Below are 14925 nucleotides of genomic sequence, written 5' to 3'. Positions count from 1 at the left end.
CGCGCCCGCGGCTCCGACGACTCCGAAGGACGAATGAGTGGTGGACAACGCTCCCCGAGTGCTTGCCGGTCGCTACGAGGTCGGTGAGCTCATCGGCCGCGGCGGCATGGCCGAGGTGCACATCGGCCACGACGCCCGGCTCGGACGCACCGTCGCGATCAAGATCCTGCGCTCCGACCTCGCGCGCGACCCGTCGTTCCTGGCCCGCTTCCGCCGCGAGGCGCAGGCGGCCGCGTCGCTGAACCACCCCGCGATCGTGGCCGTGTACGACACGGGCGAGGACGTGCACACCGACACGCAGGGCGCGTCGGTGCACGTCCCGTTCATCGTCATGGAGTACGTCGAGGGCCACACCGTGCGGGACATCCTGCGCGACGGCCAGGCCGTGCCGATCGACGAGGCCGTCGAGATCACGGCGGGCGTGCTCGCGGCGCTCGAGTACTCGCACCACGCCGGCATCGTGCACCGCGACATCAAGCCGGCCAACGTCATGATCACGCCCACGGGTGCCGTGAAGGTCATGGACTTCGGCATCGCGCGCGCCGTCGCGGACTCCGCGGCCACCATGACACAGACCCACGCCGTCATCGGGACCGCGCAGTACCTGTCGCCCGAGCAGGCGCGCGGCGAGACCGTCGACGCACGCAGCGACCTCTACTCGACCGGCTGCCTGCTCTACGAGCTCCTCACGGGCCGCCCGCCGTTCATCGGCGACTCGCCCGTCGCCGTCGCCTACCAGCACGTGCGCGAGGCCCCGGCCACGCCGAGCGCCGTCGCGCCCGACGTGCCCGAGGTGCTCGACCGCATCACGCTCAAGGCGCTCGCCAAGGAGCGCACGGCGCGCTACTCGAGTGCGGCCGAGTTCCGGGCCGACCTCGAGAACGCCGTGCGCGGCGGGGCGATCACCGCTCCGTCCCTCGGCGTCGCCGCAGCGGCCGCCGGTCTGGGAGCCGTCGCCGCGGCGGACATGCAGCCGACGATGGTCGAGTCGGCCACCCAGGTCATGAGCCCCGCCGCGCCGCCGTCCCCGTGGGCGACGGCGGCCGCGCCCGCCGTCCCGCCCGGCGAGGTCCCCGGCGAGGACGAGGAGGAGAAGAAGAGCCGCAAGGGCCTCATGTGGACCCTCATCGCGGTCGGTGTCCTCGCGATCGCTGCGATCGTCACGTTGTGGCTGCTCAACCGGCCGCCGGCCGAGCCCGACACCGTCACCGTCCCCACGGTCCAGGCCGGGATGACGGAGGACGAGGCGCGTGCGCTGTTCGAGGACCTCGACCTCGAGTTCACGCCGGTGCTCGAGCAGAGCGCCGAGATCCCCGAGGGCGAGTTCGTCCGCCAGGACCCGGCGGGCGGCGAGGACGTCGATCCCGGCACCGAGGTGAGCGTCTGGTTCTCCACCGGCCCGGACAGCGTGCAGGTGCCCGACGTCGCGGGCAGGAGCCAGGACGAGGCGCGCCAGCTCCTCACGGACGCCGGTCTCACGGTCGGCACCGTGAACACGGAGAACTCCGCGAGCGTGCCGGAGGGCAGCGTGACGCGCAGCGAGCCGGCCGCGAACGAGACGGTCGCGGCGAACTCCGCCGTCACGCTCTACACGTCCGACGGGCGCGTCGAGCTCGGAGAGCTCGTGGGGATGAACCGGCAGGACGCCGAGGCGGCGATCACCGACCTGGGCCTCAACCCCGTCGTCGAGGAGACCGAGTCCGACGAGGCCGAGGGCACCGTCCTGTCGCAGCAGCCGAACGCCGGTCAGGTCCCGCAGGGCTCCGACGTGACGATCGCGGTCGCGATCCCGCGGGCGGTCGAGACCACGACCGTGCCCACGAGCCTCCCGGGCATGACGGAGGAGCAGGCGATCGAAGCCCTGGGCGGCGCCGGGCTGAATCCCGGACCGCGTATCACGCAGGAGTCGGACCAGTGGCCCGCCGGCACCGTCATCGGCTCCGACCCGCGCGGCGGCTCCGAGGTCGACGAGGGGACGAACGTCTCCCTCATCGTCTCGACGGGCCCAGGTCCGCAGGATGGCGAAGAGAACGGCGGCGGCGGCAACGGCGGTGGTGGCGGTGGAAACGGTGGCGGCGACGGGGGCGAGGGCTGACGCCCGAGCCTGACGGCGCACACCTGGACCCCTCGCAGCAGCACGCCGGCCCTCACCTCGGAAGGTGAGGGCCGGCGTCGTGCACGGTCCTCCTACGGAGGACTGCTGTCAGCGAGGTAGCGGCGTTGCCGGCCCGGGAAGCACCACCCGGAGGTCACTGCCGCACGAGGGGCGCCATGCCCGCGGACCGCTCGACGGCGCCGTCGAGCCCGCACGCCTCGAGCCAGTTGGCGAGCAGGCGGTGACCGCCCTCGGTGAGCACGGACTCCGGGTGGAACTGGACGCCGTGCAGCGGCAGGTCGCGGTGCTGCAGACCCATGACGACCCCGCCCGCCGTCTCCGCCGTGACCTCGAGCACGCCCGGGACGGTGTCCCGCACGACGGCGAGCGAGTGGTACCGCGTCGCCGTGAAGGGCTCGGGGAGCCCGCCCAGGACCCCTGCGCCGTCGTGCTCGACGAGGCTCGTCTTGCCGTGCATGAGCTCCGGGGCGTGCGTGACGGTGGCGCCGTACACCTCGGCGAGGGCCTGGTGGCCGAGGCACACGCCGAGCATCGGCGTGCGCGACGTGGCGCACGCACGGATGACCTGCTCGCTCTGCCCGGCCTCCTTCGGGGTGCCGGGCCCGGGGGAGACCAGCACGCCGTCGAAGGGCGTGCCGTCGGCGTCGCGGAAGACGCCGTCGGCGTCCGGCTCGGGGACGGCGTCGTTGCGCACGACGACCGTCTGCGCCCCGAGCTGGTCGAGGTAGCCGACGATCGTGTAGACGAACGAGTCGTAGTTGTCGACGACGAGGATGCGGGTCATCTCGGGGTCACTCCTGCCTCCGTCAGGCTGCCGGAGGCGCCCGTCTGGACGTTGGGGTCGTTGAACGGCATGCGCTCGGCGACGATCGGGAACAGCCACTCGAAGCACGCCAGCACGACGGCGGCCGCGAGGACCAGCAGCAGGAGCACCCGGACCCACGCGGGCCCCGGCAGGATGCGCCACAACGCCCCGTACATCATGCGCTCCCGTCGGTCGGTGCGGTCTGGCCCACGAGGTCCGGCGGCGTACCGTCCGCGACGGGCAGCCAGTAGTCGAGCTTCGCGTTGACGATGAAGCGCGCCTGGAGCGAGTTGAGACCGATGGGGTGGCACGTCGTGAGCGTCAGGTACCGCTCGGTGGGCTCCACGCCCGGCTCCCACGGGACCGGCGCCACGGCCTCCACCTGGTCCGGCTGCACCGCCTGCAGGTGCGTCACGCGGTACACGTACCAGGTGTCGTTCGCCTCGACGACGATCGGGTCGCCGACCTGCAGCTCCTCGGCACGGTGGAAGATCGCGCCGTACGTCATCCGGTGACCGGCGAGCGCGAAGTTGCCGATGTCGCCGGGCATGACGGACTCGGGGTAGTGGCCGGCCATGGCCTTGTCGAGGATCGCGCGCTTGTCGGTGCCCTCCGCCATCGGCATGACCGCGTCGTCCCAGCGAGGGACGTGCAGCGTGCCGAAGACCTCGCCGGCGGCAGGTGGTTCCATGACGGGGGGAGCGTCCCGGCGGACCTGGACCGCCACGTCGTCCGCGTCGGGGACCGGGGCGTCGAGCTCGGCGAGGATCTGCGCCTGCTCGCGGTCGGCCTGGACGTCGGTCCACCAGAGCTGCCACACGACGTACAGGCCGAGCAGGACCCCGAGGGTGATGAGGACCTCGCCCAGCACGCCGACGACGGCGGAGACCGGCCCGCCGCGTCGAGACCGTCCGCCGGAACGGTGCCGGATCGGCGGTGCGGTGAACGTGCTCACGGGGCGACCTCGCCGGGCCGGTCGTCGTCCGTCTCCGGGGTGTCGTCCGGTGCGGACGTGCCCGAGGAGGAGCGCGCGAACTTCAGCTCGAGGGCACCCTCGTAACGCGGCATGTCGATCCGGTCGTGCTCGTCGACCGCCCAGCCGAGGTTCACGGCCTCGACGTACTCCTGGTAGATGTCGATCCGGTCCGAGCGGTCGAGCGCGTCGCGGAGCTGCTGCGGGTCGCCGACGGCCTCCACGACGTACGGCGGCGAGTACACGCGTCCGTGCAGGAGCAGGATGTTGCCCGCGCAGCGGAAGGCCGAGGTCGCCGTGACGCGCTGACCCTGGAGTGTCATCGCCTCGGCGCCGCCCGCCCACAGGGCGTTCACGACGGCCTGGATGTCCTGCTGGTGCACCACGAGGTCGTCCGGACGGATCGACGCGGGATAGCTCCCCTCGGGCGGGGCGTCGTCGAGCATGACCGAGACACCCGGTCCGCTGACGGCCACGGTTCCTGCGGCGACGCCCGACCGGCTCGCGAGCCCGGGGTCCACCGCGCCGGACGCGGGGTCCGCGGCCGAGAGCGTCGCGATCTCGTCGTCGAGCGCGTCCACCTGGGCCGCGAGGTCCGCGACCCGACCGGACTCGCGGTCGACGAGCTGGGCCAGGTTCTCGGGGTGCCGGCTCTCCTCGCCGCGGGCGAGCCGTGCGTTCGCGGTGAACATCAGGCCGGCGAGGGCCAGCACGAAGGCGACGGTCAGCGCGGACCGCCAGCGCCGGGCGCGCGAGGGTGCGGACGCGGGTGCCTGCTCGGTGCTCATGCGCCCATCCTTCCTGCGCTCGGTGCGGTGCTCGACAGGTGCTCGACGGTGGTCGACGGTGTGCGGACCGCGGTCGGACGGCGATCGTCCGGCACCCGGTGGCGTGGTCTATTGTGTGCGCCCACTACGCTAGACGACGAACGCCGTCCACGGACGGGACGACTGCCGCGACCCGGGCAAGAGGCCCGGACCGCGACCGCCCGTCGACGACGTCCACCCGAGCCACGCACGGTTCCTGCACGACGGCGGCAGGAACCACCAGGACAGGAGCCATCCCTCGTGCCCGAGTCGAAGTCCCGCAAGAAGCCGGCGCGCCCGGCCCGCGAGCCACGCCAGCCCAAGCCCGACACCGGGAACCCGCGCTGGCTCGTCCCGACCATGCTCGGGCTGATGCTCCTGGGCCTCGCCTGGATCGTGCTGTTCTACCTCAGCGGCTCGGCGCAGCTGCCGATCCCGGCGCTCGGTGCCTGGAACCTCGGGGTCGGGTTCGCATTCATCATCGCCGGCTTCGCGCTCACCACACGCTGGAAGTAGCGAGCCCAGGACGCTGGTCCGCCGGCGGAATGACACACACGTAGTTCGTTCCACACCTGTGAACAAACCTGTGGACAACTCCGCGACGGTCAGCCGACGAACCCGGCGGGGAGAGCGACGGACCGGTACGTCAGCCATGCCGTGAGGATCAGGGCCAGGGTGACGACCGCCGTGGCACCGACCGACACCAGGGTGCGCTGTGCCCTCGGCGCGTACGCGTACGCGAGCCCGAGGAGCACGCCCACGACCAGTCCGCCGAGGTGCGCCTGCCACGCGATACCGGGGAAGAACAGGCCGATCGCGAAGTTGATGCCGATGAGGACGACGATCTGCATCGCGTTGCGACCCGTGCGGCGCAGCACGAGCAGGATCGCGCCGAAGAGCCCGAAGACGGCACCGGAGGCACCGACGACGGCCGTGTACCAGGCCTGCTCGGTGGGCCCGCCGGCGAGCACGAGGTAGCCGACCGAACCACCGAGCGCCGACAGCAGGTACAGCGCGGTGAACCGCCAGCGGCCCAGCATCTGTTCCAGGAACGGCCCGGTGATCCACAGGGCGTACATGTTGAACAGGATGTGGACCGGGCTGGTCGAGTGCAGGAACGCGGCCGTGAGGAAGCGGTACGGGTCCTGCTCGCCGACCACGGGGGCGAACGCCAGCATGCGGGTCCACTCGCCACCGGTGACGAGCTGCAGGATCCAGCTGACGACGCACAGCCCGATGATCGTGAAGGTCACGACCGGTGGGCCACCGCGCACCTTCCCGCCGAGCACCGTGCGCTGCTCCGGCGCGTTGCGGGACGCCTCGCGCACGCAGTCGACGCACTGGATCCCCACTGCCGCGGGGCGCTGGCACTCCGGGCACGTCGGCCTGCCGCACCGCTGGCAGCGGACGTAGGAGACGCGGTCGGGGTGGCGCGGGCACACGGGCGGGACGGCGGGGCCGTCGTGCGGCCCGGCCGTCCCGTACGCGGGAGGTCCCGGGGGACCCGGGGGTACCGGTGGCTGCGAGATGATCAGTCCTCGATGGTGACGGAGCTGATGACGATGTCCTCCTGCGGGCGGTCGCCCGGACGCGTCGGCGTGTTGTTGATCCCGTCGACGACCGCGCGCGAGGCGTCGTCCGCCACGGTGCCGAAGATCGTGTGCTTGCCGTTGAGCCACGGCGTGGCGACCGTCGAGATGAAGAACTGGGATCCGTTGGTGCCCTCGACCTCGCCCGTCACCGGGTTGCGGCGGAGCCCTGCGTTGGCCATGGCCAGCAGGTACGGCTTGTCGAACTGCAGCTCGGGGTGGATCTCGTCGTTGAACGTGTAGCCCGGGCCGCCGGTACCCGTCCCGAGCGGGCACCCGCCCTGGATCATGAAGTCGGAGATCACGCGGTGGAAGATCAGGCCGTCGTAGAACGGCTCGGTGCGCTCGGCGCCGGTGCGGGGATCCGACCAGGACTTCGTGCCCTGGGCGAGCCCGACGAAGTTCGCCACCGTCTTCGGGGCGTGGTTCGGCAGGAGCTCGATCCGGATGTCACCAGCGGTCGTGTGAAGGGTTGCGAACATGCCCACCATCTTCCCACGACACCCGCGCGGTACCCGTCCGACGACGATGCGCTGGACATCTCGCGGGCGCGCCCCGCTGGTGGCAGAGTGGGCGGAATCGTGACCTTCCACCACTCGTCCACCCGGACGACGACACCCGAGGAGCGCGCATGACTCGTTCTCGCTCAGGGTCCAGCCCGATCAAGGAGACGATCGACTCGCTGGACACCGAGAAGATCAAGGACCAGGCGGCCGTCGCCGCCGCATCGGCACAGAGCGCGGCGGTCCAGCTCGCGGACCAGGCGAAGGACGCGGCGGTCCACGCGAAGGAGTGGAGCACCCCGAAGGTCGAGGCGTTCCTCGAATGGCTGCAGCCGCGCGTCGAGAAGGCGTGGCAGGACAGCATCCAGGCCGCGGCACCGCGCGTCGAGAAGGCGGCGGACAAGGCCGCACCGGTGATCGACACGGCGCACGACAAGATCGTCGACGACGTGCTGCCGAAGATCGTCGCGAGCTTCAACGCCGCGGCGGCCAGCGCCTCCGAGGCCGCGCAGCGCGCCGCCGACGATGCCGCAGCAGCGACCGCTGCGGCGACCGCTGCCGCGGCGGCCGCCAGCGGCCGGAAGGGCCGCAAGCTCGCGAAGAAGGCGAAGAAGGCCGCCGAGGACGCTGCCAAGCAGGCGAAGAAGTCGTCGGGCAAGGCGGGCAAGAAGGCGGCGAAGGCCGCCGACAAGGCTGCCGACAAGGCGAGCAGGAAGTTCGCCGAGGTCGCGGACGCGGCGAGCAAGAAGGCCGCGGAGAGCGACGCGTCGGGCAGCAAGGGCAAGACGCTGTGGTGGATCGCCGGCGGCGTCACCGCCGCCGGCGTCGGCTACGTGCTGTACCGCCGGTCGCAGCCCACCACCGACCCCTGGGCCGAGCCCTGGGAGCAGGAGGAGCAGGTCCGCTTCGACGACGTGGTGGGCGACGCGCGCCACGCCGTCGGGGACGCCGCCGAGACGCTCGGGGAGGCGGCAGGTGCCGCCGTCGCCAAGGGACGCGAGGCGACCGACAAGATCGCCGAGCGTGCCGCGGAGGTCCGCGACGACGTCAGCGACCGCGTCACGGACGCCGTCGGCGACGCCAAGGACGCCGCGAAGAAGGCGACGAGCCGGACGCGAGGCACCGCGAAGAACGCCGCAGGCACCGCCTCGGCCGTCCCCGCCGACACGACGGAGACGACCGCCGGGGGTGACGCCGACAAGGCGGCGGAGCACGTCGAGCAGGCGGCGAAGAAGGCCCGTGAGGCCGCCGAGACCAAGGCCGCGGACGCCGCGGACAAGGCCGACGACGCCTGAGGCCGGTTTCCGGGACGGCGGCTCGCCCGCCGTCCCGGGAGGGACGACGAAGGCCCCGCACCGTGAGGTGCGGGGCCTTCGTGCTGTTCGGGACGTGGAGCCAGGGGGACTCGAACCCCCAACCCCCTGCTTGCAAAGCAGGTGCGCTACCAATTGCGCCATGGCCCCGGGATCTCCGGCCGAGGGCCGGAGGTGTCGAGCCGTAGAGATCACTCGAACGTGTCGGTGACCTCTGCCCACAGGTCGCGCTCGGCGTTGTCCTCCGAGTACTTGCGCCACAGGAGGTAGCCGGCGCCGGCAGCGAGCAGAAGGACCAGGAGCTTCTTCATCACGTTCCCCCTCGAGTGGGTTCGGCAGTGGGCCTAAGAGGACTTGAACCTCTGACCTCTTCCTTATCAGGGAAGCGCTCTAACCGTCTGAGCTATAGGCCCGTTCGCCGGCAGCGAGACAGGCTCCGACACCAGGTCAGGAGCTGTTCCGCACGCAGGCAGCGATTGAGATTACCCCACGGGAGGCCGGACGCCCAAACCGAGACCGGGCTCCGACACTCTCCCGGAGCGCTCGGGCGTCAGTCGTCGGTCAGCGTCAGGTGCACGCCACCGACGAGAGCAGCGACGATGTTGTACAGGAACGCCATGATCGTCGACAGAGCCGTGATGATCACCACGTTGACCACGCCGAGCAGGGTGGCGACGGAGATGACGCGCCCGAACTCGACGAACTGCAGCATGTCGACGTTGCTCTCCTCGCCCGCGATCTGCGTGACGAAGTCCTGCACCTTCTGGAAGACCATCATCCCGTCGAGGACGTACCAGACGACCGCGGTCGCCACGACGGTCATGATGCCGATCGCGACCGCCAGCAGGAACCCGAGCTTCATGGCCGACCACGGGTCGACGCGGGAGACCGACAGCCGCACGCGACGCGGTCCGTCGTGACGGACCGTCGGGGTTGCGCCCGTCGCGGTCGACGCCGTCGGGGTCGCCCCCGTCACCGGGTTCGCGGTGCCGGTGACCCCGGCCGCGGAGTAGTGCATCGACGAGGAGCCCGTGGAGGAGCCGTTCGTCGCCGTGGACGGCGCAGCGGCGCCCACCGACGCGGGAGCTGACGTCGTGGTCACGCGCTTCACCGTCCGATCGTCGATCTCGTCGTCGTGCGTGGTCTCCGCCGGGGCGGCCGGGACGGACGCGGACACCTTCTTGGCCGCCGACTTCGCAGCCGCGATCGCCGCGGCCGCAGCCTTCACCGCACCGGCTCGGGCGACCGCGACGCGGCTCTCGCCGGACGCGACCTCCATGCCGTCGGACGGGCCTGCGACCTGGGCAGAGCCGTTGCCCGCAGACCCGTTGTCGGCCGTCCGGTGACCGGACGTGCCGTTGCCGGACGTCCCGTTGCCGGAGCTGCCGTTGCTCTCCGTCGAGGACGGCGGAGGGGGCGGAGGAGGCGGAGTGCTCGTGTCAGGGCGCGGCACTGTCAGCCTCGGCGTGATCGCCGGCGGTGCGTTGTTCTCGGTGCTCATCTGGCTTCCTCGGTGGTTCCGTGCGCCGTGTCGGTCCCACCGGCCTCCTCGGCCGTGGCGCTCTGGTCGGTCTCCGGGGCGGAGTCGTTCGACGTGCTCTCCTCGCCCACGGTATCCCGATCCTCTCCGAGACGACGCTCGACGTTCCGGGCGACGGCGATGATGCGGTCCCCCTTGTCCGGCTTCGCGAAGGTCACGCCCTGGGTGTTGCGACCCGTGAGGTTGACCTCGTCGACTGCCGACCGGACGATCTTCCCCCGCTCCATGATGACGAGGACCTCGTCGTCGGAGTCCGTGACCAGTGCCCCCACAAGATCTCCACGAGCCTCGACGAGGTTGGCGACCTTGATGCCCAGACCGCCACGTCCCTGGACCCGGTACTCGCCGAGCCGTGTGCGCTTGGCGAAGCCGCCCTCGGTCACGACGAACAGGTCCGCACCCTCCTCGACGACGTCCGCCGAGAGCAGCTCGTCGTCCTCGCGGAACTTCATGCCCGTCACGCCCGACGTCGCGCGTCCCATCGGGCGCAGCGCGTCGTCGTCGGCAGTGAAGCGGATCGACTGGCCCTTGCGCGAGACGAGGATGAGGTCGTCCGTCGAGTCCACGAGCCGGGCCGAGACGAGCTCGTCGGGCGTGCCCGCGTCGTCCTCTCGCAGGTTGATCGCGATGAGGCCGCCCGAGCGGGGCGAGTCGTACTCGGTGAGCCGCGTCTTCTTCACCAGCCCGCGCCGTGTGGCGAGCACGAGGTACTCCGCCGCCGCGTAGTCCCGCAGGTCGAGGACCTGCGCGATCTTCTCTCCTGGCTGGAAGGCGAGGAGGTTCGCGACGTGCTGACCCTTCGCGTCCCGGCTGCCCTCGGGCAGCTCGTACGCCTTGGCCCGGTAGACGCGGCCGAGGTTGGTGAAGAACAGCAGCCAGTGGTGCGTCGTCGTCACGAAGAAGTGGTCGACGATGTCGTCCTCGCGCAGCTGCGTCCCCCGTACGCCCTTGCCGCCCCGTCGCTGCGACCGGTAGTTGTCGCTGCGCGTCCGCTTGGCGTACCCGCCGCGCGTGATCGTGACGACCATCTCCTCCTCGGCGATGAGGTCCTCGATCGAGACCTCCCCGTCGAAGGGCAGGATCGTCGTCCTGCGCTCGTCGCCGTACCGGTCCACGATCTCGCGCAGCTCGTCGCCGACGATCGCCCGCTGCCGCTCCGGCGACGCGAGGATCGCCTCGTACTCGAGGATCTCGCGCTGCAGCTTGTCGTGCTGGTCGACGATCTCCTGGCGCTGCAGCGCGGCGAGACGCCGCAGCTGCATGTTGAGGATCGCCGTCGCCTGGATCTCGTCCACGTCGAGGAGCGCCATGAGGCCCTCGCGGGCCTGGTCGGCGTCCGGCGAGCGACGGATGAGCGCGATGACCTCGTCGAGCGCGTCGAGCGCCTTGAGGTAACCGCGGTAGATGTGGATCTGCTTCTCGGCCTCGCGGAGCATGTACTGCGTGCGCCGCACGACGACGTCGAGCTGGTGCGCCGTCCAGTGGCGGATGAACGCGTCGAGGCTCAGCGTGCGCGGCACGCCGTCGACCAGCGCCAGCATGTTCGCGCCGAACGTGTCCTGGAGCTGGGTGTGCTTGTACAGGTTGTTGAGGACGACCTTGGCGACGGCGTCGCGCTTGAGCACGACGACGAGGCGCTGCCCGGTGCGGCCCGACGTCTCGTCGCGGATGTCCGCGATGCCCTGCACGCGGCCCTCCTTGACGAGGTCCGCGATCTTCGCGGCGAGGTTGTCGGGGTTGACCTGGTACGGAAGCTCCGTGACGACCAGGCAGATCCGTCCCTGGATCTCCTCCACGTTGACGACGGCGCGCATCGTGACGGAGCCACGGCCCGTGCGGTACGCCTCCTCGATGCCCTTGTGCCCGAGGATCGTGGCGCCCGTCGGGAAGTCCGGCCCCTTGATCCGCAGGAGGAGCGCGGCGAGCAGCTCCTCGCGGCTCGCGTCCGGGTGGTCGAGGTGCCACTGCACGCCCTCCGCGACCTCGCGCAGGTTGTGCGGCGGGATGTTCGTCGCCATGCCGACGGCGATGCCCGCCGAGCCGTTGACCAGCAGGTTCGGGAACCGGGCGGGCAGGACCGCCGGCTCCTGCGTGCGGCCGTCGTAGTTGTCCTGGAAGTCGACCGTGTCCTTGTCGATGTCCCGGACCATCTCCATGGCCAGCGGAGCCATGCGGCACTCGGTGTATCGCGGGGCGGCCGCCGGGTCGTTGCCCGGTGACCCGAAGTTCCCCTGGCCGGCGACGAGCGGGTAGCGCAGCGACCAGTCCTGCACGAGCCGCACGAGGGCGTCATAGATCGCGGTGTCGCCGTGCGGGTGGAACTTGCCCATCACGTCGCCGACGACGCGCGAGCACTTCGAGAACGACCTGTCCGGCCTGTACCCGCCGTCGTACATCGCGTACAGCACGCGCCGGTGCACCGGCTTGAGGCCGTCGCGCACGTCGGGCAGCGCGCGCCCGACGATGACGCTCATCGCGTAGTCGAGGTACGACCGCTGCATCTCGAGCTGCAGGTCCACCTGCTCGATGCGCCCGTGGTGCACCGCGACGGCCGTCCCGTCGGCGTGCACGATCTCCTCGGCCCCGTCGCCGGGAACCGCAGGCTCGGTCTCGGGGTTCTGCTCGTCGGTCACGATCTACCTCGTTCGTCGTCTTCTCGTCGTGCTGCTGTCGCCGTGCGCCGCGTCATGGACGGCCCCGTGCAGGGTGCGCCGCCTGCGCGACCGTGCCGGACCGGGGCCGGAGGGGCGGCCGTGCCGGGTCGTGGCGGGTCTGGCGGGAGCGGCCGAGGAACGAGGACGCGGATGGTAGACCCGGCACGGCCGCCCCGGAGAGCCCCGGCCCGGCACACACTCGCACCCTCGACCAGCGGCTCAGATGTCAAGGAAACGCACGTCCTTGGCGTTGCGCTGGATGAAGTTCCGTCGCGACTCGACGTCCTCGCCCATGAGGACGGAGAAGATCTCGTCCGCGGCAGCGGCGTCGTCCAGCGTCACCTGGTTGAGCGTGCGGTGCTCCGGGTCCATGGTCGTGTCCCACAGCTCGGAGTAGTCCATCTCGCCGAGACCCTTGTAGCGCTGGATCCCGTTCTCCTTGGGGATCCGCTTGCCGGCGGCCTGGCCCTGCGCGAGGAACGCGTCGCGCTCCCGGTCGGAGTACACGTAGTCGTGCGGCGCGTTGGACCACTTGAGCCGGTACAGCGGCGGCTGCGCGAGGTACACGTGGCCGTTCTCGATGAGGGGCCGCATGTAGCGGAACAGCAGCGTGAGCAGGAGCGTCGCGATGTGCTGGCCGTCGACGTCGGCGTCGGCCATGAGCACGATCTTGTGGTACCGGAGCTTGGCGAGGTCGAAGTCCTCGCCGATCCCGGTGCCGAACGCCGTGATGATCGACTGGACCTCCTGGTTGGACAGGGCCCGGTCGAGGCGCGCGCGCTCGACGTTGAGGATCTTGCCGCGGATGGGGAGGATCGCCTGCTTGTCGGGGTTGCGCCCGCGCACGGCGGAGCCACCCGCGGAGTCGCCCTCGACGATGAAGATCTCGCACTCCTCGGCGCGGTTCGACTGGCAGTCGCGCAGCTTGCCCGGCATGCCGCCGGACTCGAGCAGGCCCTTGCGGCGCGTCGCCTCGCGCGCCTTGCGGGCGGCGAGACGGGCCTGCGACGCCTGGATCGCCTTGCGGATGACGTCGCGGCCCTCGGTGGGGTGCGAGTCGAACCAGTCGACCAGCCGTTCGTTGACGACGCGCTGGACGAACGTCTTCGCCTCGGTGTTGCCGAGCTTCGTCTTGGTCTGGCCCTCGAACTGCGGTTCGCCGAGCTTCACGGAGACGACGGCGGTCAGCCCCTCGCGGATGTCGTCACCGGTGAGGTTGTCGTCCTTCTCCTTGAGTATGCCCTTGTCCCGCGCGTAGCGGTTGACGAGGGACGTCATGGCCGCACGGAAGCCCTCCTCGTGCGTGCCGCCCTCGGTCGTCGAGATGGTGTTCGCGTAGGTGTGCACGGACTCCGAGTAGGAGCCGGTCCACTGCATGGCGATCTCGACGGAGATGCGCCGCTCCGTGTCCTCGGACTCGAAGTCGATGACGTCGGGGTGGACGAGCTCGACCTTCTTCGCGGAGTTGAGGTGCTTCACGTAGTCCACGAGGCCGCCGTCGTACTTGTACGACACGGTCCGCGCCTTCGGTGCAGGAGCCTCGGACGAGGCCTCGTCACCCTCCTCCGGGTCCGCACCCGTGACCTCGTCGCCCGTGTCGAGGTGCGCGGGACGCTCGTCGGTCAGGTTGATGCGCAGACCCTTGTTGAGGAAGGCCATCTGCTGGAACCGGGCGCGCAGCGTCTCGAAGTCGAACTCTGTGGTCTCGAAGATCTCCGGGTCGGCCCAGAAGGTCTGGGTCGTGCCCGTGGCGGTCGTCGCCTCGCCCCGCTCGAGCCCGGTGAGGGGCTTGCCGCCGTCCCCGAACTCCTGGCGCCACGAGTAGCCGTCGCGCCGCACCTCGGTCACGACGTGGCGGGACAGCGCGTTGACCACGGAGATGCCGACGCCGTGGAGGCCGCCGGACACGGCGTAGCCGCCCCCGCCGAACTTTCCACCGGCGTGGAGGATGGTCATGACGACCTCCACGGTCGGCTTGCCCTCGGTCGGGTGCATCGCGACGGGGATCCCTCGACCGTTGTCGACGACTCGTACACCTCCGTCCGCGAGAAGTGTCACGTCGATGGTGTCCGCATGCCCCGCGAGGGCTTCGTCCACAGAGTTGTCCACAACCTCGTACACCAGGTGGTGGAGCCCTCGTTCGCCCGTCGAGCCGATGTACATCCCGGGACGCTTGCGGACCGCCTCGAGACCTTCGAGGACGGTGATGTTGCTCGCGTCGTAGCCACCGCCTGCGGGAGGTGCTCCGTCGGCGGGTGCCGCGGAGACGGGCTGGGCGGTGTCGGTGTGATCTGCCACGGGCAGGACTGCTCCTCGTCGTCGCGCGCGACGACGGCTGCCGCGGCGGGAAGGGGCGCGGATCCGGCCAGGATCCGGCCGTATCCCGCTGCAGGACGGTCGTCGACGGCTCATAGGTTCCGGGCCCTCGACCGGCCGTCGACGCCGCTGTCCCCTCGCGTGAGAGCCGTGCCGGTGGTGGCCGGCGCCGACCTCGGCGAAGGGTTGCGTGGACGGTCGGTGAGACGACCCGGAATGACCCTCCCAGTCTACCTGGAACGAGCCGAAAACCGCGGATCTTCGGCGTCCCGGGGACAGCTCGTGCGTATCTCCACGGCCCGTTCCGCAT

The 14925-nt window shown here is 70.9% G+C and carries 13 protein-coding genes and 2 tRNA genes; 3 read left to right on the top strand and 12 right to left on the bottom strand.

The genetic code is table 11. The features are described 5' to 3' along the window. Window positions 1-37 precede the first annotated feature (37 nt). Entirely contained in the window at window positions 38-2095 is a 2058-nt protein-coding gene (gene pknB, locus NFS20_RS16990) for a Stk1 family PASTA domain-containing Ser/Thr kinase (RefSeq protein WP_251152971.1), read from the top strand. A 154-nt stretch (window positions 2096-2249) separates the two neighbouring features. Here pknB and NFS20_RS16985 read toward each other — a convergent pair whose 3' ends face one another. Genes NFS20_RS16985 through NFS20_RS16970 form a run of 4 tightly spaced genes read right to left on the bottom strand, consistent with a single transcriptional unit; the run spans window position 2250 to window position 4682 of the window. After that, a complete protein-coding gene (locus NFS20_RS16985) occupies window positions 2250-2900 on the bottom strand; it encodes an aminodeoxychorismate/anthranilate synthase component II (protein ID WP_251152970.1) in 651 nt (216 codons plus the stop codon). After that, window positions 2897-3100: a hypothetical protein gene (locus tag NFS20_RS16980; RefSeq protein WP_353050478.1), complete on the bottom strand. Its 204-nt coding sequence runs from the start codon at window positions 3098-3100 to the stop codon at window positions 2897-2899. Before NFS20_RS16980 ends, NFS20_RS16985 begins: the two co-directional genes overlap by 4 nt. Further along, window positions 3097-3876: a class E sortase gene (locus NFS20_RS16975; protein ID WP_251152969.1), complete on the bottom strand. Its 780-nt coding sequence runs from the start codon at window positions 3874-3876 to the stop codon at window positions 3097-3099. The genes NFS20_RS16980 and NFS20_RS16975 overlap by 4 nt, the downstream gene beginning before the upstream one ends. After that, window positions 3873-4682: a DUF881 domain-containing protein gene (locus tag NFS20_RS16970; protein WP_251152968.1), complete on the bottom strand. Its 810-nt coding sequence runs from the start codon at window positions 4680-4682 to the stop codon at window positions 3873-3875. Before NFS20_RS16970 ends, NFS20_RS16975 begins: the two co-directional genes overlap by 4 nt. Before the next feature lie 279 nt (window positions 4683-4961). Here NFS20_RS16970 and NFS20_RS16965 point away from each other — a divergent pair, with 279 nt between their 5' ends. Continuing rightward, window positions 4962-5216 (top strand): cell division protein CrgA, encoded by a 255-nt coding sequence (locus NFS20_RS16965; RefSeq protein ID WP_251152967.1) that lies wholly within the window; start codon window positions 4962-4964, stop codon window positions 5214-5216. An 89-nt stretch (window positions 5217-5305) separates the two neighbouring features. Here NFS20_RS16965 and NFS20_RS16960 read toward each other — a convergent pair whose 3' ends face one another. Together NFS20_RS16960 and NFS20_RS16955 are read right to left on the bottom strand one after the other, a co-directional pair. Further along, entirely contained in the window at window positions 5306-6028 is a 723-nt protein-coding gene (locus NFS20_RS16960; RefSeq protein WP_463104023.1) for a rhomboid family intramembrane serine protease, read from the bottom strand. 203 nt (window positions 6029-6231) lie between these two features. Then, the gene (locus tag NFS20_RS16955; protein WP_251152965.1) at window positions 6232-6771 is read right to left on the bottom strand and encodes a peptidylprolyl isomerase; all 540 of its coding nucleotides are present in this window, start codon (window positions 6769-6771) and stop codon (window positions 6232-6234) included. Window positions 6772-6920: 149 nt separating this feature from the next. On the opposite strand from NFS20_RS16955, the gene NFS20_RS16950 reads away from it, so the two are divergent. Next, window positions 6921-8087, top strand: coding sequence for a hypothetical protein (locus tag NFS20_RS16950; protein WP_251152964.1), 1167 nt, complete (start codon window positions 6921-6923; stop codon window positions 8085-8087). Between the two features lie 95 nt (window positions 8088-8182). On the opposite strand, the gene NFS20_RS16945 is transcribed toward NFS20_RS16950, so the two are convergent. The 6 genes from NFS20_RS16945 to gyrB form a co-directional block, all read right to left on the bottom strand. Beyond that, a tRNA-Ala gene (locus NFS20_RS16945) sits at window positions 8183-8255 on the bottom strand. A gap of 41 nt (window positions 8256-8296) precedes the next feature. After that, a complete protein-coding gene (locus NFS20_RS16940; RefSeq protein ID WP_251152963.1) occupies window positions 8297-8416 on the bottom strand; it encodes a DLW-39 family protein in 120 nt (39 codons plus the stop codon). 28 nt (window positions 8417-8444) lie between these two features. After that, a tRNA-Ile gene (locus NFS20_RS16935) sits at window positions 8445-8518 on the bottom strand. A gap of 137 nt (window positions 8519-8655) precedes the next feature. Continuing rightward, the gene (locus NFS20_RS16930) at window positions 8656-9606 is read right to left on the bottom strand and encodes a DUF3566 domain-containing protein (protein ID WP_251152962.1); all 951 of its coding nucleotides are present in this window, start codon (window positions 9604-9606) and stop codon (window positions 8656-8658) included. Then, a complete protein-coding gene (gene gyrA / locus NFS20_RS16925; protein WP_251153053.1) occupies window positions 9603-12218 on the bottom strand; it encodes a DNA gyrase subunit A in 2616 nt (871 codons plus the stop codon). The genes NFS20_RS16930 and gyrA overlap by 4 nt, the downstream gene beginning before the upstream one ends. Before the next feature lie 300 nt (window positions 12219-12518). Beyond that, window positions 12519-14597 (bottom strand): DNA topoisomerase (ATP-hydrolyzing) subunit B, encoded by a 2079-nt coding sequence (gene gyrB / locus NFS20_RS16920; protein WP_285821147.1) that lies wholly within the window; start codon window positions 14595-14597, stop codon window positions 12519-12521. Window positions 14598-14925: the final 328 nt, after the last annotated feature.

This window comes from Cellulosimicrobium sp. Marseille-Q4280 (assembly GCF_943181405.1).
In the GTDB taxonomy this organism is placed as follows: domain Bacteria; phylum Actinomycetota; class Actinomycetes; order Actinomycetales; family Cellulomonadaceae; genus Cellulosimicrobium.
The sequence above is the reverse complement of the archived record's forward strand: the minus strand, read 5'-3'. Positions and strand labels throughout refer to the sequence as shown.

Excerpts from the sequence above, each read along its gene's own strand:
- NFS20_RS16985 (WP_251152970.1), bottom strand. The coding sequence starts at position 2,900 with ATGACCCGCATCCTCGTCGTCGACAACTACGACTCGTTCGTCTACACG.
- NFS20_RS16980 (WP_353050478.1), bottom strand. The coding sequence starts at position 3,100 with ATGATGTACGGGGCGTTGTGGCGCATCCTGCCGGGGCCCGCGTGGGTC.
- NFS20_RS16970 (WP_251152968.1), bottom strand. The coding sequence starts at position 4,682 with ATGAGCACCGAGCAGGCACCCGCGTCCGCACCCTCGCGCGCCCGGCGC.
- NFS20_RS16955 (WP_251152965.1), bottom strand. The coding sequence starts at position 6,771 with ATGTTCGCAACCCTTCACACGACCGCTGGTGACATCCGGATCGAGCTC.
- NFS20_RS16950 (WP_251152964.1), top strand. The coding sequence starts at position 6,921 with ATGACTCGTTCTCGCTCAGGGTCCAGCCCGATCAAGGAGACGATCGAC.
- NFS20_RS16940 (WP_251152963.1), bottom strand. The coding sequence starts at position 8,416 with ATGAAGAAGCTCCTGGTCCTTCTGCTCGCTGCCGGCGCCGGCTACCTC.
- NFS20_RS16930 (WP_251152962.1), bottom strand. The coding sequence starts at position 9,606 with ATGAGCACCGAGAACAACGCACCGCCGGCGATCACGCCGAGGCTGACA.